This is a genomic window from Nonomuraea wenchangensis, from assembly GCF_900111685.1.
GTDB classification, from domain to species: Bacteria; Actinomycetota; Actinomycetes; order Streptosporangiales; family Streptosporangiaceae; genus Nonomuraea; species Nonomuraea wenchangensis.
Genome location: NZ_FOHX01000003.1, coordinates 572,596 through 591,404 on the forward strand (window position 1 = coordinate 572,596; position 18,809 = coordinate 591,404).

At 65.8% G+C, this 18,809-nt stretch carries 26 protein-coding genes and 1 tRNA gene; 18 read left to right on the forward strand and 9 right to left on the reverse strand.

From position 1 onward, the window contains the following. Positions 1-24: 24 nt before the first annotated feature. The 3 genes from BMW85_RS11395 to cutA all read left to right on the forward strand — a co-directional run bounded on the left by BMW85_RS11395 (position 25) and on the right by cutA (position 2,141). Complete coding sequence (locus BMW85_RS11395; protein ID WP_091080255.1) at positions 25-672, forward strand: response regulator transcription factor; 648 nt, start codon at positions 25-27, stop codon at positions 670-672. 385 nt (positions 673-1,057) lie between these two features. Beyond that, positions 1,058-1,600, forward strand: coding sequence for a GNAT family N-acetyltransferase (locus tag BMW85_RS11400; RefSeq protein ID WP_091080258.1), 543 nt, complete (start codon positions 1,058-1,060; stop codon positions 1,598-1,600). A 208-nt stretch (positions 1,601-1,808) separates the two neighbouring features. After that, complete coding sequence (gene cutA, locus BMW85_RS11405) at positions 1,809-2,141, forward strand: divalent-cation tolerance protein CutA (protein ID WP_091080261.1); 333 nt, start codon at positions 1,809-1,811, stop codon at positions 2,139-2,141. Here the strand turns inward: cutA and BMW85_RS49475 are convergent. After that, entirely contained in the window at positions 2,107-2,421 is a 315-nt protein-coding gene (locus BMW85_RS49475; RefSeq protein WP_177240615.1) for a hypothetical protein, read from the reverse strand. The two genes, cutA and BMW85_RS49475, sit on opposite strands and share 35 nt — an antisense overlap. Then, positions 2,418-2,771 (reverse strand): hypothetical protein, encoded by a 354-nt coding sequence (locus BMW85_RS49480; protein WP_177240616.1) that lies wholly within the window; start codon positions 2,769-2,771, stop codon positions 2,418-2,420. Before BMW85_RS49480 ends, BMW85_RS49475 begins: the two co-directional genes overlap by 4 nt. A 232-nt stretch (positions 2,772-3,003) precedes the next feature. Between BMW85_RS49480 and BMW85_RS11415 the strand changes: the two genes are divergently transcribed. Both BMW85_RS11415 and BMW85_RS48310 read left to right on the forward strand, forming a co-directional pair. Continuing rightward, positions 3,004-3,765, forward strand: coding sequence for a neutral zinc metallopeptidase (locus BMW85_RS11415; RefSeq protein ID WP_091080263.1), 762 nt, complete (start codon positions 3,004-3,006; stop codon positions 3,763-3,765). Positions 3,766-3,832: 67 nt separating this feature from the next. After that, the gene (locus BMW85_RS48310) at positions 3,833-4,045 is read left to right on the forward strand and encodes a hypothetical protein (RefSeq protein ID WP_143082221.1); all 213 of its coding nucleotides are present in this window, start codon (positions 3,833-3,835) and stop codon (positions 4,043-4,045) included. Between the two features lie 302 nt (positions 4,046-4,347). Here the strand turns inward: BMW85_RS48310 and BMW85_RS11420 are convergent, their stop codons facing one another. The 4 genes from BMW85_RS11420 to BMW85_RS48315 form a co-directional block, all read right to left on the reverse strand. Further along, positions 4,348-4,593: a hypothetical protein gene (locus BMW85_RS11420; protein WP_091080265.1), complete on the reverse strand. Its 246-nt coding sequence runs from the start codon at positions 4,591-4,593 to the stop codon at positions 4,348-4,350. Next, a complete protein-coding gene (locus BMW85_RS11425) occupies positions 4,594-4,926 on the reverse strand; it encodes a DUF6247 family protein (protein ID WP_091080268.1) in 333 nt (110 codons plus the stop codon). Positions 4,927-5,117: 191 nt separating this feature from the next. Further along, positions 5,118-5,597 (reverse strand): hypothetical protein, encoded by a 480-nt coding sequence (locus tag BMW85_RS11430; RefSeq protein WP_143082222.1) that lies wholly within the window; start codon positions 5,595-5,597, stop codon positions 5,118-5,120. Positions 5,598-5,803: 206 nt separating this feature from the next. Next, the gene (locus tag BMW85_RS48315) at positions 5,804-6,064 is read right to left on the reverse strand and encodes a hypothetical protein (RefSeq protein ID WP_143082223.1); all 261 of its coding nucleotides are present in this window, start codon (positions 6,062-6,064) and stop codon (positions 5,804-5,806) included. Between the two features lie 564 nt (positions 6,065-6,628). Here BMW85_RS48315 and BMW85_RS11435 point away from each other — a divergent pair. After that, complete coding sequence (locus tag BMW85_RS11435) at positions 6,629-7,099, forward strand: hypothetical protein (RefSeq protein WP_091080272.1); 471 nt, start codon at positions 6,629-6,631, stop codon at positions 7,097-7,099. 497 nt (positions 7,100-7,596) lie between these two features. On the opposite strand, the gene BMW85_RS11440 is transcribed toward BMW85_RS11435, so the two are convergent. Together BMW85_RS11440 and BMW85_RS11445 are read right to left on the reverse strand one after the other, a co-directional pair. Then, complete coding sequence (locus tag BMW85_RS11440; RefSeq protein ID WP_091080274.1) at positions 7,597-8,388, reverse strand: inositol monophosphatase family protein; 792 nt, start codon at positions 8,386-8,388, stop codon at positions 7,597-7,599. Further along, positions 8,385-9,284, reverse strand: a complete 900-nt coding sequence (locus tag BMW85_RS11445; RefSeq protein ID WP_218155732.1) for a DUF5919 domain-containing protein — start codon at positions 9,282-9,284, stop codon at positions 8,385-8,387. The genes BMW85_RS11440 and BMW85_RS11445 overlap by 4 nt, the downstream gene beginning before the upstream one ends. A 396-nt stretch (positions 9,285-9,680) precedes the next feature. On the opposite strand from BMW85_RS11445, the gene BMW85_RS11450 reads away from it, so the two are divergent. From BMW85_RS11450 to BMW85_RS11490, 10 genes are all read left to right on the forward strand, one after another. Then, positions 9,681-9,866, forward strand: coding sequence for a hypothetical protein (locus BMW85_RS11450; RefSeq protein WP_091080276.1), 186 nt, complete (start codon positions 9,681-9,683; stop codon positions 9,864-9,866). A 184-nt stretch (positions 9,867-10,050) separates the two neighbouring features. Further along, entirely contained in the window at positions 10,051-10,782 is a 732-nt protein-coding gene (locus tag BMW85_RS11455) for a GntR family transcriptional regulator (RefSeq protein WP_245774724.1), read from the forward strand. Between the two features lie 509 nt (positions 10,783-11,291). Beyond that, positions 11,292-11,705: a plasmid replication, integration and excision activator gene (locus BMW85_RS11460; protein WP_091080280.1), complete on the forward strand. Its 414-nt coding sequence runs from the start codon at positions 11,292-11,294 to the stop codon at positions 11,703-11,705. Further along, complete coding sequence (locus BMW85_RS11465; protein ID WP_091080281.1) at positions 11,705-11,980, forward strand: hypothetical protein; 276 nt, start codon at positions 11,705-11,707, stop codon at positions 11,978-11,980. The genes BMW85_RS11460 and BMW85_RS11465 overlap by 1 nt, the downstream gene beginning before the upstream one ends. Then, positions 11,977-12,279: a hypothetical protein gene (locus BMW85_RS11470; protein ID WP_091080284.1), complete on the forward strand. Its 303-nt coding sequence runs from the start codon at positions 11,977-11,979 to the stop codon at positions 12,277-12,279. The genes BMW85_RS11465 and BMW85_RS11470 overlap by 4 nt, the downstream gene beginning before the upstream one ends. A gap of 88 nt (positions 12,280-12,367) precedes the next feature. Beyond that, entirely contained in the window at positions 12,368-13,777 is a 1,410-nt protein-coding gene (locus BMW85_RS11475; RefSeq protein ID WP_091080286.1) for an FtsK/SpoIIIE domain-containing protein, read from the forward strand. Beyond that, positions 13,774-13,926 carry a hypothetical protein gene (locus BMW85_RS49485; RefSeq protein WP_177240617.1) on the forward strand — a complete coding sequence of 51 codons (153 nt, stop codon included), beginning with the start codon at positions 13,774-13,776 and terminating at the stop codon, positions 13,924-13,926. Before BMW85_RS11475 ends, BMW85_RS49485 begins: the two co-directional genes overlap by 4 nt. Positions 13,927-13,955: 29 nt before the next feature. Beyond that, positions 13,956-15,491, forward strand: a complete 1,536-nt coding sequence (locus BMW85_RS11480; RefSeq protein ID WP_091080728.1) for a replication initiator — start codon at positions 13,956-13,958, stop codon at positions 15,489-15,491. Between the two features lie 12 nt (positions 15,492-15,503). Then, the gene (locus BMW85_RS11485; RefSeq protein WP_225271124.1) at positions 15,504-15,710 is read left to right on the forward strand and encodes a helix-turn-helix domain-containing protein; all 207 of its coding nucleotides are present in this window, start codon (positions 15,504-15,506) and stop codon (positions 15,708-15,710) included. Further along, positions 15,710-17,038: a tyrosine-type recombinase/integrase gene (locus BMW85_RS11490; protein ID WP_091080290.1), complete on the forward strand. Its 1,329-nt coding sequence runs from the start codon at positions 15,710-15,712 to the stop codon at positions 17,036-17,038. The genes BMW85_RS11485 and BMW85_RS11490 overlap by 1 nt, the downstream gene beginning before the upstream one ends. 104 nt (positions 17,039-17,142) lie before the next feature. Here the strand turns inward: BMW85_RS11490 and BMW85_RS11495 are convergent. Beyond that, positions 17,143-17,213, reverse strand: a tRNA-Gly gene (locus BMW85_RS11495). 148 nt (positions 17,214-17,361) lie between these two features. Between BMW85_RS11495 and dcd the strand changes: the two genes are divergently transcribed. Further along, positions 17,362-17,937, forward strand: a complete 576-nt coding sequence (gene dcd, locus BMW85_RS11500) for a dCTP deaminase (protein WP_091080731.1) — start codon at positions 17,362-17,364, stop codon at positions 17,935-17,937. A gap of 251 nt (positions 17,938-18,188) precedes the next feature. Then, positions 18,189-18,806 (forward strand): DUF47 domain-containing protein, encoded by a 618-nt coding sequence (locus BMW85_RS11505; RefSeq protein ID WP_043625094.1) that lies wholly within the window; start codon positions 18,189-18,191, stop codon positions 18,804-18,806. Positions 18,807-18,809 lie beyond the last annotated feature (3 nt).

Sequence of the window (18,809 nt, forward strand, 5' to 3'; positions counted from 1 at the left end):
GCGCCGGTCGATGCATCCGCCCCCGTGCGTCTGGTCGTCGCCGACGACCACCCGATGTTCCGCTTCGGCCTGCGCGCCGCGCTGGCCTCCTCACCCGACGTCGAAGTCGTCGGCGAGGCCGCTGACGGCGCGGAGCTGGTCCGTCTCGTGGCGGAACTGTCACCCCAGGTCGCGCTCACCGACCTTGAGATGCCCGGGGTCGACGGGCTCAGTGCCCTCGCCGTACTGACCGCCCGCTTCCCCGACCTCGGGGTGCTCGTGCTGACGATGCACGCCGACGATGAGCGGCTGCTCGCCGCGGTCCGCGCCGGCGCCCGCGGCTACCTGCTCAAGGGCGCGGAGCGCGAGGAGATCACCCGCGCCGTCCTCGTGGTCGCCGCCGGCGGCACCGTATTCGGCGGAGAGGTCGGCCGCCGGATCGCCGCGTACGCGACACGACCGCTCACCGCCGCGGGCAAGGTCTTCCCAGAGCTCACCGATCGCGAGCACGAGGTGCTCGGCCTCGTGGCGGCGGGGCTCGGCAACCACGAGATCGCGGCCAGGCTCGTCCTCTCCGAGAAGACCGTGCGCAACCACGTCGCCGCCATCCTCGCCAAGCTCCAGGCGCGCGACCGCGCAGCGCTCGTCGCGCGCGCCCGCGACCGCGGACTCGGGCAGCATGAGGTCGAGTGACGTCGTACGCGGTCGAGGATCGGCGCCTGCGCCGCGTCTCGAGACCTTGCCGTCGGTCTCGAGACGCCTGCGGCGCTGCGGCCGGCGAGTGTTGTCGCGCGTCCAGAAACCCGGGCGGGCGGCGCTTGCCGCGCAGCTCGAGGCCAGGCGTCACGAGCAAGGCGAGGAAGAACGCGTTGAGGACGTGCTGCCAGGCGCGCGCCACGCGGGGAGACCGACGGGCGCGCCACCTGGTGGCGCGACCATGCCCCGCTCCGGGACCCGTCACGGTCCGGCCCCAGCCACCTACGGACTCCAGCCCAACGCGGGCGATCATCCCGGAGCCCGAGTGCCCCCGCCGGAGGCGGTCTTCTAGCCTGTCGGAGGCGTCTGCGACGCTGGGGCCATGACGCGCGAGAGGGTTCCGGAGTTCCTGCAGATCACCGGTCCGGGCGAGATGTCTCCCGACCTGCGACGGGAGATCATCGAGTGCTGGGTCACCGTGAGCAACGCTGGGGGCGCAGCCGGTTTTCCGTTCCCGCCGGTCGGCTTCGATCAGGTGGCGGAGGTGGCTGATCGGATCATCGCCGGCCTTTCTCCACAACGCAGTCGGTTCCTCCTGGCCTGCGCCGACGGGACGCTCGCCGGGTGGCTGAACGTGCGGAGGGACACCAACCCGTTGATCAGGCATTGGGGCACGGTCCATCACGTCCAGACGCATACCAGCTTCCGTGGCAGGGGCATCGGGGCCGCGTTGATGCACCGTTTGCATCGCCTCGCGCGCGAAGAGATGGGGCTCGAACAGCTCCACCTTGCCGCCCGGGGTGGAGTAGGGCTTGAAGACTTCTATGGGCGACTGGGCTGGAAAGAGATCGGCCGGTGGCCTGGTGCGCTCCGGCTCGACCCCGGCGATGACCGCGACGAGATCCTGATGGTGCTTGAGCTCTGACCAGATGTGGAGGTGGCGCGGCGCTGGCGTCGGCGAGTTCGCTTGGTACGGCGGACGCGGCGGTCGGCGTAGCGGTCCGGCGCTGCCGCAGTCCGGGACCGGCCCCCAGGCCGCACGTTCGGGCGGCGGGCAAGCGACGGGCCGCCGTACGCCGGCGCGCCGCGCCGCCGCTTGATTCCTACAAGAACGTTTCGGCAGTGTGGGCGGCATGGCCGAGTTCGTCGAGGTCCATGTGACCGTGCCGGATCGTGACACCGCTGAGCGGATCGCTGATGTGGTGGTGGGGGAACGCCTGGCCGCCGCTGCACAGCTCGTCGCGCCGGTCACGTCCGTTTACTGGTGGCGTGGGGAGATCAACCGGGGCGAGGAGTGGTTGCTGTTCATGATGACGACGGCTGAACGGTTCGACGAGCTGGCCGTTGCGATCCGGGGGCTGCACCCGTATGAGGTGCCGCAGATCATTGCCGTGCCGCTGGTCGCCGGGACGGCGGACTACCTGGAGTGGATCAGGCGGGAGACGACCCCAGAGCCCGGCGTGTAGAGATCAGGTCGCCCAGGAGTTCGCGAGCGGCAGGATCACGCTGGCCGGTCAGCGTCTTCTCCACGTTGCCCAGGTGTTGCAGGCCCCATGTCGACTCGGTTCGTTGGGCTGCGTCCAGAGCGCGGCGAGCGTAGGTGACGCCGGTGGGGATGTCGCCGATCTGGAGCTGTGCTTGGGCGATGTCGGCGTAGATGACGGCGATGCGCTTGTGGTCGCCGTCGCCGTCGCCGTCGCCGTCGCCGTCAATGGAGGTGAGGGCCTGTTGCCCGGCTGCGGTCACCTGTCGTTCGTCGCCCAGTCGTACTGAACGGAGAGCTGGAAGGCGGCCATGCGGCCGGTGTCCAGGAAGCGGGTCCAGGCGCGTTCGCGGTGGGGGCGGGGGCGGTGGAAGGCATCTTCCGCCTGCTGTAGCCGTTCGGCTGCTTGCCGATCTCCCAGGCCGGCGAGGTATTCAGCTTCCAGGCAGAGCAGCCATGCTCGTGTGGCGTCGTCGCCTTGCGCTGGTAGGAACTGCTGCGCCCGCCGTACCGCTTCCAGGGCGGCCCGTCCTTCCAAGGCGTACGAGTGGCAGGCGTGGGTGCATGCCTGAATGTAGGCCAACACCCTCGGCCGGTCCGCCTGGAACGGCATGGCACGGCCGGTGGACTGCAACCCAACTCGCCGAGCTCGCCGCCACCTCGCCCGACCCCTCGCCGTCCTCGGCATCACGTAACCAACTGAAGCTCAACCGACTTTTGCCGGGGCCCCCTGGTCACCCTCGGACTCACGTGATCATCAAGGGCTCATCAATTATGTCGACACCCTGAGACCGTCACCGATAGGCCTTTACCTAAGGCTTTGCATCCTTCTAATCTTGATCACCATGAAACGGGCTCTGATCATTCTTTCCGGCATAGTCGCCGTCATGCTCCCCTACGGAACAGCCCACGCGTATCCAATCAAGAACAACACCCTCACCGTCAACGCGATCTACAGCAGCGGAGCTCTCAACACCACTGAGTGTCCGGAGAAGCCCATCAAGCGGCGCAATGTGAAGCTCGCCGAGGCCTATGTGAAGGTCGTCGTGGGCTGCCTCAACACCACATGGGCAGCCCAGTTCGAGAAGTCGGGTCAGGCATTCAGGCGCCCGAAGCTGAAGCTGGTCACCAAGCCACCCGCCAAGTTCTGCGCGCTCAAGTGGGATCAGTCTGAGCAGGACGCGTACTACTGCGACCAGACCGAGACGATCTTTATCGTGCTCGGCAACGACCTGCTCGACGACCCTTCCGATCTGTACCTCTTCAACCTGGTGAGCATGGAATACGGCCAGCACGTCCAGACGCTCACCGACATCTACAGCGAGTACGAGGAAATCGACTTCCGCAACAAGAAAGAGCTCCAGGAGCAGGGCCGCCGCTACCAATTGCAGAACAACTGCTTCGGCGCCGCTTTCCTCGCGAGCGTCTGGAACTCCCTCGACCGCTCCTCGGCCGATTGGAAGCTGCTGCTCTCACAGGTTAAGGACTGGACCGACAAGGACAACGCGACAAGGACGAACATTGCCTACTGGATGAACCAGGGGTTCAGCACGGGAGATCCGGGGGCATGCAACACCTGGGCGGCGTCTGTCAAGCGCGTGGCCTAACTGACTGATGACGACGCGGCCCGAGGGCTGGCGACAGACGTCTATGCAACGTCAAAGGTCTTCGGCCGTGGCCGTCGACCCACTGGCCTCGCGCCTTGGCATCGACAACGAGAACACCCTGAGCGCTTGGCTGAACTTGGCCTACGCGTATCTGCTCCTCGGCGACTCTGCAGAGGCAAGTCGCCAACTGACCGATGTCTTGATGACGTACGAGAACGGTTGTCGTGCTCCGGACGAGCTGCTGGCATCCGCACAGGATCTGCAGCGTCAACTAGGCTGAGACCGCACTGAATTGGCAGCAGGTGTGGTCGGCCCGAAGCTGCCTGGTCTTTGGCCTCAGCTGTCTCCGGGGAGCCATTGAGCGGCGGACGGTTGATGCTCGGGAGGCAAGACAGGGCCGTCTGGGAGCACAGCAACCGGTGCGTCGGGAATCGAATCCGCGCTGTCAGCTTGGAGAGCCTTTCCAAGATCATGGACCCTGAGCAGGGGAAACGCTGACCTGGGCATCTGCGAGTGGAGTGACCGTGAGTTCTGTGACTCCCCGCGGATCGCTCTGCGAACGGGCACGCAACGAGCGTGAACCTATGGCCATTCGATGCGAACGAGATAGACCTCGCGCTGCTGGTCCAAAACCACATAGGTGGCGAGACCGCGCTCTCCGAACGGGTGCGTAAGCATGTTCGCCCTGGGGTTTCTGGAGTTGTACGGGTTGCCGCTCCAAGGAGCGGCCTCCAGCAGCGCGAACAGATCCGCGAGCGGATGCAGTGCGTGATCGGGTAGCCCGGCGATCTGTTCCTCGGCTACGGGATCGATGATGAGCTTGAACACCTAGACATCGATCCCGCGAGCAGCAAGGATCTCCCGCCACGACCTCCCCTGAGGAACGGGTTCGCCAGCAAGAGCCTGCTGGGCGCGGACGTGCATCTGACGGCGCCCCTCGGGATCCTTTGCGGTGTCACACGCGGAGATCCACCAGCGGTGCACGAAAGTGTTCAGCGCCCCAAGATCCAGGCTCACCCTGACATCGTCGAGCACGGCCTTGAGCCCGGCGTCGAAAGCTTCGCGATCTTCCGGGACGACCAGCGCGGCGCGGATGGCCCGCAGGTTCTTCTCAGGCAGAGGTGCGCCGACGGAGATGAAGTCCTGCGGTTGTGCGGTCATGCCCGCTCCCTTCCTTGTCCTGTAGAGACTACAGAGGAGGAGTGACATCCTTCACGCACACACGAGAGATGGGCCCGCCATGAGAGTGGAGCGGTGACGGGAATCGAACCCGCGCTGGGACTGAAGCCGGCGTGGGTGACCGTGGGCGCCCTCTCGTTGACGCCCTCAACGGGACGTTAATGGCACGACGATCAGGCTCTCGACCTCAATCGTTGCCACCATGAAGGCTTACTGACACGGGCGGTTGTCCTGCGTTGCGTCTCTCCTGTCACGGCGTACTTGAAGAACGCCTCAAGGTCCTGCTCGGCTCCGTTGTGGATCCGCTTTGCGACCTCGTTATGTGGATAGCCGCGAAGCTGCTCGGGGCTCTCCACGGCGGCGGCGTTCTCGTCCGTGCAGTACACCCATGTCAAGTCGCTGTTTCGGACGATCATCTCGCCGAGACAGGCCCTCGCACCCGTGATCACGCTGTGGATGGCCTCGGGCGACGGCTTCGAGGCGGCGAACTCGGTGCAGTAGTTGTCGAGATGATGGATGAACGCCGGGTCCCAGTCGAAGGAGTATCCGTTCTCGCGTGTGTGCTCAACGAAGAGCTCAGCCAGGTTCCGCATGTGCTCTGCAGTCTCAGCGTCGCTCGGTGGCGGTTCCTGTTGCGACTTCCTGCGCACCATCGACTCCTACGTCCCGGTTCGGATCATCAGCGCTGCTTCTCATGACACGGTCTGAAGACGGAGGCCTGGTCCGCGCGCCGCGCGCACCAGCCCCACTGATCACCTGTGCGCCGTCGATCCACCCGAAGGAGAAGCGGGCCAGGGCCACGGGCCCGAGGGCGGACGGGATGAGCAGTCTTCCACTTCAGCCACCTACGGTCTCGCTCTCAGCTTTTACGGTCGAGGTCGGCCGGCAGTCCACGCGCGTACGCACTCGCCGCGCGATGTGGTTCGATGCGCCCGAACCGGCTGGCGATCCGGGTCATCAGTTCGTTGAAGATGACCATCCAGCCGTCAGGGTTTGCGCTGTGGCTCGGCCACGGCACGAACTCTGAATGATCACGCTGGGGCGTCTCCAGACCGTGATTACCTGTCAGCACGCCCGTCGGGGAATGGACAAGGTCTTCGCCGTGGCCATCGATGAGCACGACCCGTCGAGCGGGAGTCGCCGTGGTTGCCAGGTGGGTGAATCGGCTCGGACCAAGCCGCTTGCCGCCACCTACCCGGGCCCGGGCAACGCGCAGTACGGGCGATGGCGAGCGGAGCGAGCGTTCGGGGGTCGAAGAGGGCGGAGCCCCCTGGGAAGCAGAGCCTGGAGCTGTGAGCGCGAAGCGCCCCCGAAGCGAAAGACCGCGCAGTCAAGGCCCCCACATGATGGGAGCGGGTGACGGGAATCGAACCCGCGCTGTCAGCTTGGGAACTGCATCGATCACGGCCGGATGAGGCGCTGAGCTGGTCAGAAGACTGGTCGTGAGTGACCGTGGTTGACCCCTCGTCGCCCCTCTTAATGGCCCGCTAATGGCCCGGTGATCAGCCCGGTGGGTAAGGATTCCATTTGGTCGGAGCACTGCCGTACGGTATGCGGTCCACGGGGATTGGCGTGTTCACCTGTTGGAATGCCCTGACTGGCCAGGGAGACGGTCATCCCGTCCTCATGATGTGACGGCCCAGCGCGCCTCGGACAACGAGTATGCATCGAGAAAGGCAGAACGATGAGCAGCATCCTCCGTACGGTCGCGGGCGAGGTGAGGGCCGAACATGGACTCTTCGCCGTGGCCAGCGTCGTTGACGGTCAATTAGTAGGTTCGGCGCTCGGGGAGATGGAACCGCCAGACGGTCCAGATGAAAGGGTTTCCGCGGGTCACGACGGGCTCATCATCCAGGCGGCACACCACCTCCACCACCTGCATGCGATTCATGGCCGGTTCGAGCGGTGGGACGGGCTTCCGCCGATGGATGCCTGGGAAGAACTGTGGGCCGGGCGGCTCTTTCTGAAGTCCGAGCTGGTCGGCGTCGTGGCTTGGGCGGCTGGCTATCCATACCGGTTGGAATTCGATCTGGGGCAGGGCGAGACGACCTGGTCCGCACGGGTAGTCACCAAGATTCTTCAGACCGAGGAGGAAGCCGGTTTCCCCGAAGCAATTGCCCAGGTCGAATTGTACAAGATCCAGTTTTGGACCTGAGGACTGCATACCTGTCCGCCATACCTGGTCCTGCTGATGCGACCCGGCTGGCTGGAAACGCCGGACATATGCAGGGATGACGATCAAGAGCGTGCTGGTCCCTATCCAATCCGCAACGAGCTGCCCTTCGATCTGCTGGCGCAGGGCTTGCCTCTGCCTGGACGCAGACCGCAACCACGTTATCCGGTGAGCCGTGCTGAGGAACGAAGCACGGATCGTCGATCGCCCCCAAGCACGTACGGCGTCCAGCCATGCAGTGGCGATCGTAAGGGCTGCGCGTGTGCGGCGGCGGGGCAACCCTGGTCGGGGGGTTTGGTCGGTACGGCGGGGGCGGTGTGCGGTGGCCGGCCCGGTGTCCCGCCGCCGTCCGGGACCGGCCCCCAGGCCGCATGCCCGGACGGCGGGCGGGCGGAGGGCCGGGGGTACGGCGGCGCGCCGCGCCGCCGCTTGATACCTACAAGAGCTATTCGGCAATGTTCCGGTTGAACGCCGCAGCCTTACCGGGTCTCGGCGATGAGTTCGACCAGGTCAGCGACGAGCTTGGGGCTTGCTGCGATGGTCGCGTGGGCGGTCATGTTGTGTGGACTGCCGTCGATATCGATCACGGTTGCTCCTGCTTCTCGGGCGATGATGACGCCTGCCGCGGTGTCCCATGGGTTGTTGCTGAGCATGATGTTGGCGTCGATCCTGCCGTCCGCCACCCATGCGAGATCGATGGCGGCTGAGCCGAACATCCGGATGCGCTGGACGCGGGCGGCCAGCTCTTGGGTCAGGGCGAGCCGCGGCCGGTTCCGCTTGTCCGCATCCTCGCCCACGGCGTAATCGCCGATCGCCACGATCGCCGTTCGGAGTTCTCGGGCATCGCTTACGTGTATGGCGGATCCGTTGGCATTGGCGCCGGCTGCCTCTGCTGCCGAGTAGCGGAGGTTGAGGAACGGCAGGTCGATCACACCGAGTGTAGGCGTGTCCTTGTCGACCAGGCCGAGGGAGACGCCGCAGAGCGGGATGCCGTGCAGGAAGTTGGCCGTTCCGTCCACAGGGTCCAGCGCCCACGTAAGGCCGTCGCCCTTGTAGCTGAGGCCTTCCTCTTCGCCGAGGAATCCGATCTCGGGTGTCTCGTGGGACAGGAACTCGCGCACGGCATGCTCGACTGCGTAGTCCACCTCCGTCGCCATGTCCCGGTCCCCCTTGGCTGTGATGATGCCTGGAGCCTTGGTACGGATGATCTCGCTGGCGATCGACACGGCGCGCTCAGCGATGGGGAGGAGAGTTCGGGCGTCGATGGTCATACGGGTTTGCTCCGCTCCCATATATCCCTGAACACCTGGTCGAAGACGGGGAACAGCCCCTCTGCGGCGGTGTTGTCCTTGATAACGAAGGTCGGTGAATCGACGCCGCGTGCCTGCGGCAGGTACGGCTGGACCACGCACAGCGCCCGGTCCACGAAGAGCAGGTTGAATCGGATCGTCTCGTCGTAGACGTGGAGTTCGAGACGCTGGGCCGACGTGGTGTCGAGCCGGTCGCGCAGCCTGGTCAACATGCTGATGTTGAGCGCTGTGAGGGTCGTCAGGGTGCTGTCGGTGTAGCCCTCTTCCGCTTCGCGGGCGCGGATCGCCTGGCCCTTCGGGTCGAGGAAGAGACAGCGGATGCGCGTGCCGGTGTCGAGCAGACGCTTGAGCTGATGGTCGGGGTAGCTCTGGCAGAGGATGTTGAGCGACAGGCCTGCCGCGTTGATCTCCTTCGCGTCGTCGAACAGTGACGAGGCAGGGTAGGCGGAGGAGAAGGCTGAGCGGCTGCTGAAGACCGCGGTCACGTCGGCCATCTGCGGCATCGAGCAGGCGGCGGTGTCGGGGCCGGCGCTTCTGCCTGGCTCCGGGGCTGATCTCTGCGCGGGGATCTCAACCGCAGTCGCGGAGAACAGCTCATGTGCTGACCTGCCTGGGAACATCGCCTCCAGGACGCGGCAGTGGCCCGAGTACGGCAAGCCCTTGAGTTCCCCGTTCAGCCATCGGTGGAGCTGCGCCCGGCTCGGCCAGCCACCCTGCAACGACGGGTCCACCTTCTTGGCCGCCTTGTCGTACTCCTTGCAGAAGGTGCTGTACGTCTGCCAATGGCGTTGCGTCAGGAGGGTCTTCAACAGGATCGGCTGGTCAGTCATGATCCGCGCCTCGGGCTGGGGTGCCATATAGGCCCAGGTTAGCGACAGAGACGGTCTCGGACGAGACAAAGAGGAGACGAACAGAGACGGGTCGATCACAGACGGTGCTCGGGAGCGATCGAGACGTGACAGTTGCTCGGGCAATTCTCGTTCCATGACTGCGCCGTGTAACTCCTGCTCAGGCCGGGGCTGGAAATACATCAGCCTCCGCCGGACCGTGGTGGTGGCCGGGAACAGCTCAGACGATGTCGCTGCGGACGACCGGCACCGTGATGACTGCTGGCGGTGCAACGGAACCGGGCGGGCGGGTGCGTCGCTGTGAAGATCTATGTCGGCTGTTTCGCGCCTCACGTCGGTCCGCCTCGTCCGAACCAGATGCGCTTGGTTTGGCGTGAGGTTGCTCGCGAGCAAGATCCTCCGCGCGTGGTCGAGTACACCTGTGGTTGCGAGGACACGTTTTACGAGCTGTGCCGCGAGGCCGGCCTTGCCTACATCCGCCGGATCACCCGTCTCGACGGAGCGGTGCAGGCGATCCACGAGACGTATCGCTGGCGGTGCAAGGAGACGCACGAGGTCTGGATCGCCCTTCTCAACGGCGAGGCCCAGTAAGCGGGCGCGGCGGTCGGCGAGTACAGGGGTGCCAGGCCGTCGCGTCTTGGTGCTGGTGGAGGGACTGTCTGTTGCGCAGTCAGATGGTCCTCCGCCAGTCCGTACGCTTCCTGAAACAGAGAGGAAGACAGGGCGTCCATCTCCAATTACGCTTGACGACAAGTCGAGTTGTTGGATGGTCGTCATGTCCTCTGAAGAGTTCGCGCCACCGAAGTATGCCCAGATCGTGCAGACGATCAGGCAGAAGATCGCGGACGGGACCTATCCGCCCGGCTCCCTGCTGCCCTCCGAGACGCAGCTTGTCCGCGAGTTCAAGGTGAGCCGGCCGACCGTCGTCCGCGCTCTCCAAGTGCTCCAGCTCCGTGGAGTCATCGAGCGTGAGCACGGCAAGGGGTCCTTCGTGAAGGCTGCCCCACCGGGCGCGTCCAACCAGAACTCACGTCCAGGTCGGGCCGTTCTGGACCGGGTGGAAGCGGACGAGAACTGTGCGGTCATCGAGGCTGGAACGCTAGCGGCTACCGGCGCGGTCGCCAACCTGCTGGACGTGCCAGAGGGGTCCACGGTAATGCGGCGCCGTGTTCTCTTTCGCGATGGCGAGCGGCCGACTGACCTGTTGACCGTGTGGTGTCCGGCGCATCAGGCAGAGGGAACGGACCTCGGCGAGACAGGGCCGCTCACCGCCGGCATCAGGGAGCATCTATGGGCGAGCAAAGGCGTCAAACTTCAGCATGTTGTCGAGCGGCTGAATGCTCGGCATCCGTCAGCCGACGAAGCCAAGCTCATGGAGGTCCGCAGGACGACACCCGTCCTCGGTGTGCTGGCGAGTGTGTTCAATGGAGGAGGGCGGCCCGTGCTCGTCGTGGACCTGGTGCTCCCCGGTGACCTCCACGAGCTGGAAGACTCTTACTCCCTATAGTTCAGAGCCCGTTTCTGCGGCGCTCCTGTTCCTGCTCCCAGGCCCGTTTTAGCGCCATGCGCCGCATTAGGGCTTTTTCTTCTGCCGTGGTCAGCCTATGTCTGGCTAGCTGCCGATTGCGCGCTTTGGCGACTTCGATCCACCGCGTCCCTCGCGCGCCTGGTGGCCGCATGGGTTCGTCGTCGGGCTCGCTCCTGATCGACATGTCGCGAGCGTGGTTCAGGTCGTACCGTAATTTCGAGATCTCGCACACTCCTTGCACGGTCCCATATCGGCGCGACTGCCACATGGTCCCCGCATGAGTCGTGGAGATCACGTGGAGTTGGTCGTCATTTAAACCGATCCAACTGTTATGCCGCAATGGCTTATGGATGGATTTGTTGCGACCTCGTAAAAGATCTTGAAAGAATCCCGCTAACTCGTGTTGTCAAGTCGCTGAGCTGCGGGTACCTTCATGACAACTCGACAAGACGAGTTAGCGACAAGACGACTAGTTAGGAGCAAGCCTCATGGCACTGCAAGGTCCCATCCCCGTCTCGTTCGACATGGTCTTCCCGCACGGCTGCTACATCGTGGGCGAGGTCGAGCCCGTCAAGGACTTCGAGGCCTCGACCAACGGGCGCTTCGTCCAGACCCGCGACAAGCAGAGCGGGGAGCTCGTCTGGCAGGTCAGCGTCATGGACGCGGACCCGACGCTCAAGGCGGCCCAGAAGACCGTGTCCGTCAAGATCCTCAGCCCGGTGCAGCCGGTTCCTCCCGCTCCGATGGCGGGGATGCCGTTCACGCCGGTCGAGTTCGACCAGATGACCGCCACGCCGTACGTCAACCAGGCCGGGAGGCTGGCGTACTCGATCAAGGTCCGCGAGATGCGGGCTCCTCGCCCGGCCGGTAAGGCGACGGCCGCTGCCAAGGACGCGGCGTGATGGGGCGGCGGAAGGCCCGTCCGGTCAGCACGATCGCCCTCAAGGCCGGCCAGGGCGCTGACGTGCGGAACCATCCGTATCCGCAGCGCTCGCCGGTCCTGGGGCTCGTCTTCGGCGGCACACAGGTGCTCGTCACCACCTCGGCCAATGATCACGTCACCCTGGACGACGTCGAGTTCGCCCGGAGCCTGGCGCGCGAGGCCGCCATGTTCGCCGGTGCGGTGGAGCGCATGTTCCACGGCCTGCCGAACGGGCCGGGGGTGGCGGGTCGATGACGCTCAGCCCGTACACCTACGTCACCGTCTCCATGCGTCCCGGTCAGCCGTCCCGGTTCAACGTCTCCTTCTGCTCGGCGGAGCTGCGGGTGCATGCCTGGCTCGGGGACACCGGCAAGCCCTGCCTCGACCTGAACACCTCGGACACGTCGGTGACCGTCTCGACCTCGGGGCCGGTGACCGACCACGACGTGACCGTTGCTCGCGAGATCTTCAACGCCGCCGCGCGGTACCTGGCCGACTGCGAGCGGCTGCACTCCGGTCAGACGGACAAGGCCACCGGCAGCGAGGCGGCCTGATGCTCAGCGGGGCCGCAGGAAGCGGCAACTTCCGGCGGCCCCTCGGTCTTCCGTACACACGCGACATGCTTGGAAGGACTTCACCCTAATGTTCAAGAGGATGCCCGGCGACGAGCCGCACCGCATCGTCTCCACCACCCCTGACACGGCGGTGGTTTTCAAACCGGCCGTGGTGCAGACCCCGGCGATCATCACTCTGGTCATCTTCATCGCCCGGTTCGTGGCCGGCCTCTTTCGGCTGGCCTGGCGGCATCCCATCGCGCTGGCGGCCGTCGCCGTTCCTGCTGGGCTCTGCCTCACGTACGGCTGGCGCGTCGCGCTGCTGCCCGTCGTTCCGGCTCTTGTGGCCATGGGCGCCTGGGCGGTCCTCGACAGGCCGACGTTCCTGCGATGGGTCGGCTGGCGGCTGCTCGCCTTCGCACGCTGGTTCTGGATCTACCGGCGGCACTGGCAACCAGTCATGACCGTCGCCGGTCTCGCTCGGCACATAAGCGGACGGGAGTACGTTCCGCGGCTGGTCAAGGTCACCTCCGACTCCTGGGCCGACAGGCTCACCGTTCGCATGCTCGACGGCCAGGCGGCCAAGGACTGGTCCGACAGGATCGAGAACCTGTCCCATGGCTTCGGGTCGGAGTCATGCCGTGTGGCGGTGGCCAAGGCTGGTCGGCTCGTGCTGACGTTCCCGCGTCACGATCCGCTGGCCGCGCCGATAGCAGCGCTTCCGATTCCGGGCACGCCGACCGTCGGGCCGGTCGAGATCGGCAGGCAAGAGGACGGTTCACCGTGGCTCCTACGACTGCACGGGACTCATGTCCTCGTCGCCGGTGCCACCGGGGCGGGCAAGGGCTCGATCATCTGGTCAGCGATTCGCGGGCTCATGCCTGCGATGCGTGCGGGCCTGGTCGAGATATGGGCGCTCGACCCCAAGCTCATGGAGCTGTCGTACGGCAAGGCTCTCTTCGGCGGTCGGTACGCGGCCGACCCCGCTGACTGCGCTGATCTGCTCGACGAGGCCGTGAGCGTCATGCACAAGCGGGCGGCTCGGTTCGCCGGGGTCCAGCGATCACATACGCCCACCCTCGACGATCCCTTCGTCCTGGTCGTGGTCGACGAGGTGGCGTTCCTGACCGCCTACCAGTCCGACAGGCAGCTCAGGCAACGCATCTCCGCTGCCCTGGCCACGCTGACCACCCAAGGGCGTGCGGTCGGCGTCGGCGTCCTGGCGGCTCTTCAGGGCCCACGCAAGGAGGTCATGAACATCCGCAACCTGTTCCCCGACAAGATCGCCCTACGACTCGACGAGTCGGAGCAGGTGGACATGGTGCTCGGCGACGGGGCGAGGGATCGCGGCGCGCTGGCCGACCGCATCTCTCCTCGTCCGGAGCGGGGCGCAGGCGTCGGATATGTGCGGCTGGAGATCAGTCCCGATCCAATTCGCGTCCGTGCCGCGTACGTCTCCGACTACGACATCCGCGCGATGGCTGGTGAGGTCCGATGACACTGGCTCACTTCCTCGACGGCCTTCGCTGCGCCCTGTGCGGCGCGCTGAATGCCCTCTGGCTCGACTCGCTGCGTGGCCTGGTCGAGTGCTCCGAGTGCGGACAGACCGCGCTCACGTCCCCAGAGATCGGAGAGGAGGCCCGTTGACCGACCGCAAGACTCCGCGAGCGATCCGCATGGCTCAACCGCTCGCCCGTGACGTGGCCGAGGAGATCGCCAAGCTTCACGGCGTCTGCATCCGGCCCGTGGCGCTCAGGCGGCTCGACATGACGACCGGCAAGTCAGAGGTCGTCGATGTCCCGTGCGGCTCCCCGCTGGAGAGCAAGTGTCCTCCGTGCGCCAAGCGCAACCGGCAGCTCCGGATGGCGCAGTGCCGCGAGGGCTGGCACCTCGACGAGGAGCCGATCATCACGCCCGATGAGCCGACCGACGGGCAGCGCTGGCTTGTCGAGTTCCGGGCCGACATGCAGGCCAAGCGCGATGAGGAGGCAAAGGCCGGCGGAGACACCTCCGACCTGGACGCCGTGCTCACCGGGCTTGACATCGAGATCAACGAGGCCGGGATGCGCGGGAACGTGGTAGGCCGAACGAGCTCCAAGCGGGTCCGTTCGACGAAGCGCCGCCAGGACGCACCCGACCTGCCCAAGCGGAAGATGGCCAGCACCACCCTGGGCCGGACCTTCGAGGCGGCCGACGGCAGGACCTACCGTCCTTCGCTGTTCGTCACGCTCACCCTGCCGAGCTACGGCAAGGTCCTCAACGGCGCGCCCATCGACCCGGACGCGTACGACTATGTCCGGGCCGCTCGTGACGCGCTGCACTTCTCCAAGCTGGTGGACCGGTTCGTGCAGAACCTTCGCCGGGTCGCCGGCTACGACGTGCAGTACTTCGCCACCGTGGAGCCTCAGAAGCGGCTCGCCCCGCATCTGCACATGGCCATCCGGGGCACCTCGCCGCGCGCCGAGATGAAGCAGATCGCGGCGGCGACGTACCACCAGGTCTGGTGGCCTCAGGCGGACGAAGCCCGCTTCGAGGGTGAGCACCTGCCCGTCTGGAACGACGGCACCGGCTACGCGGACCCCGACACCGGCGAGGTCCTGCCCACCTGGGACGAAGCTCTTGACCAGCTCGGCGACGAGCCTATGCACATGATCCGCTTCGGTGACCAGGTGGACGTGAAGGGTGTGCTCGCCGGGTCGCCGGACGCTGACCAGTGCATCCGGTATCTGTCCAAGTACCTGACGAAGAGCCTCGGCGAGACCTTGGACGGCCAAGCTCAGCGGGAGCACGCCGCCCGCTTCGTCGATGCGCTCCGCTACGAGCCGTGCTCGCCGACCTGCCCGAACTGGCTCCGGTACGGCGTGCAGCCCAAGAACGCCAAGCCGGGGATGGTTCCCGGATGCTGCCGGTCGAAGGCCCACAAGCCGGAACACCTCGGGTACGCCGGTCGCCGGGTCCTCGTCTCCCGCAAGTGGAGCAACAAGACCCTCGCCGAACACAAGCAGGACCGCCGCACCTGGGTCCTGGAAGCGCTCGGCCAGGCCGACGAGCCCACCGCCCCGCACCGCTACGTCTGGCAGCCGGTACGGCCCGGTGATCCCGATGTAGCTCCGATCGGCGTCCGGCTCCTCAGGTCCATCGCCGAACGGCAGCGATGGCGCGCTCACCTGAGACGGCTCGAAGAACTTTCGGCAAATCCGCAGGCAGCCTGAGAGGAGGAGATCTTGGACCAACTGTTCACCGTCCCGGAAGCGGCCGAACTGCTCAGCACCTCGGTTCGCTTCGTCCGCCGGCTGATCGCTGAACGCCGGATCGAGTTCGTGAAGGTCGGGCGGCACGTCCGCATCCGAGAGTCCGCACTGATCGCCTTCGTCGTCGCCGGGACCGTCGCGCCCATGACGACCTTCGACGCAACCGGGAGGGCCGCCTGATGGCGAACAAGGACAACCATCGCCGTTTCGGCAACATCCGCAAGCGGGAGTCTGGTCGGTACCAGATCCGGTATCTCGCACCGGACGGCCGGATGCGCACGGGCACCGAGACCTACGAACGCAAGTCCGACGCGGAACGGGCGCTGTCGCTCATCGAAGCACAAATCATCAAGGGCGAATGGAACGATCCAGAGCGCGGCAAGATCAAGCTGCGCGACTACGCCGAGACCTGGATCGCTCAGCGCCCTGGCCTGCGTCCCCGGACCGTCGATCTCTATCGCTGGCTGCTCAAGAAGCACATCACGCCGTATCTCGGCAACGTCCAGATAGCCAAGATCAGCACAACGACCGTCCGGCAGTGGCGGGCCGATCTGCTCGGCAATGGTGTGTCGGTGAGCATGGCGGCCAAGGCGTACCGGCTGCTGCGGGCCGTGCTGATGACCGCCGCCGATGACCGGGTCATCCCGCACAACCCGTGCCGGATTCGAGGGGCCGGCGACGAGCACGCTCAAGAACGGCCGGTGCTCACTGTCCCCCAGGTGTTCGAGCTGGCCGACCGGGTCGGGCTACGACCGATCGGCAACGTCCGCAAGATCAAGGACGGGGCGTACCGGCTGCGTTTTCAACGGTACGGCGCGATGCGAGCCCATACGGAAACCTTCCACACGCGTGCTGCCGCTGAGCGTGCACTGTGGAGGATGGCCATGGAGGGAAAGGCAGACTCCACCCAGGACCGGCGGTTCCGCGCGATGGTGCTGCTGGCCACGTTCGCGAGCCTGCGTTGGGTTGAGGTCAGCGCACTACGCCGGATGGATGTCGATCTCAAGGCGCGTACGGTCCGCGTCCGGGTCGCCTTCGTCGAGCGCTCCACGGGCGGGCTGGTGCTGGGGCCTCCCAAGTCCAAGGCCGGACGCCGGACGGTCGGCATTCCCCAGAGCATCGTCCCCGTCCTCCAGGAGCACATCAACACGTACGTGCAGGACGACCCGGCCGCCCTCATGTTCCCAGGGGCCAAGGGCGGCCCGATCCGCCGCAGCGGCTTCAACACCCGCACACGGTGGGTGGACGTCGTCACGGAGATGGGCCTGCCGGGGCTCCACTTCCACGACCTGCGCCACACCGGGAACATGCTCGCCGCGGAGTCCGGCGCGGGTCTCAAGGACCTCATGGCGCGCATGGGGCACGACAACGTACGGGCGGCCATGATCTACCAGCACGCGGTCAGAGGAGCCGACGAGGCGATCACCAACGCCATCGATCGGCAACTCGAAGCACGTGACGATGACGACGACGAGGGCACAGCGGGCGTACTGGTCCCGGCAGGCTGATCAAGAGCTAATGGCCCGTTAATGGCCCGCGAAGATCGAATCAGTCGGGAAACTACTAAGGCCCGGGTCGGGATTCATGTCCCCACCTGGGCCTTCACCTTGAGAGCGGGTGACGGGAATCGAACCCGCGCTGTCAGCTTGGGAAGCTGATGTTCTGCCATTGAACTACACCCGCGCGCACTTCCCGAAGCCCACAGCCCAGAACCCACAACCTCACAGCCCGCAGCCTTGGGGAAACTCGCGTCCCCCACTGTAGCGGAACTTTGGCCCTCAACAGCACTCCCGAGCGCCGAACTTCGACCCCGACCGGTAAGTTGCTCTCCGTGCTGCTATCTGATCGTGACATCCTCGCCGAGATCGACTCCGGCCGGCTGGTGCTGGAGCCCTTCGACCAGGAGATGATCCAGCCGTCCAGCATCGACGTGCGGCTCGACCGGTTCTTCCGGGTGTTCGAGAACCATCGTTACCCGCACATCGATCCGTCCGTGGAGCAGCCGGATCTGACGCGTATGGTGGAGCCGGACGGCGAGGAGCCGTTCATCCTGCATCCGGGGGAGTTCGTGCTGGCCTCGACGTACGAGGTCATCACGCTGCCCGACGATCTGGCGTCCCGGCTGGAGGGGAAGAGTTCGCTCGGGCGGCTCGGGCTGCTGACGCATTCGACGGCGGGGTTCATCGATCCGGGGTTCAGCGGGCACGTGACGCTGGAGCTGTCGAACGTGGCGACGTTGCCGATCAAGTTGTGGCCGGGGATGAAGATCGGGCAGCTGTGCGTGTTCCGGTTGAGCTCGCCGGCGGAGCACCCGTACGGCTCCGCCAAGTACAGCTCCCGCTACCAGGGCCAGCGCGGTCCGACCCCGTCGCGCTCCTATCGAAACTTCCACCGTACGCAGATCTGATTCAGATGAACATCAGGTGAACGGCCGGGGAACAGTCGGATGAACGGGCGGGCGTCCGGCCTGATCAGGAGGGCCGGCCCCGGCTCGCCGGAGCGGGCTGGAGCTGCAAAAAGGCCCGAAAACTAGCGGATTTCTCGGTGTCGCGCCACCTACTACGGGTAGCCATTAGGCGAAGGGGACATGAAGTTCGCATTTCGCCTGGTAGGCCGTACCCTCTTCCACGGACCATCCCCGCACATCTGGAGAACGACGTGCGCCTGCGTCTCACGCCACGTGAGGACAGCTACTACGACCTGTTCGCCGACTCCGCGAACAACCTGGTCACGGCATCGCGCCTGCTGGTCGAGATCATCAGCGACGGCTCGGACAGGGAGGCCCTGGCCGAGAAGATGCGCGCCTGCGAGCACGCCGGTGACGAACGCACCCACGCGATCATGAACCGGCTCAACGAGAGCTTCATCACCCCGTTCGACCGCGAGGACATCTACCGTCTCGCCTCCAACCTCGACGACGTCATGGACGCGATGGAGGCCGCCTCCGACCTCATCGTCCTTTACCAGCTCGACCATCTCCCCAAAGATGTCGTGCGCCAGGTCGAGGTGCTGGAGAGGGCCGCCGAGCTGACCGCGGAGGCCATGCCGCGCCTGCGCTCGATGAAGAACCTCAACGAGTACTGGATCGAGGTCAACCGCCTGGAGAACCAGGGTGACCAGGTCTACCGCCGGCTGCTGGCCAAGCTGTTCAGCGGCGAGTACGACGCCCTCACCGTCATGAAGATGAAGGAGGTCGTCGACGCCCTCGAGGAGGCCGCCGACGCCTTCGAGCACGTGGCCAACACCGTCGAGTCGATCGCGGTCAAGGAAAGCTAGGCC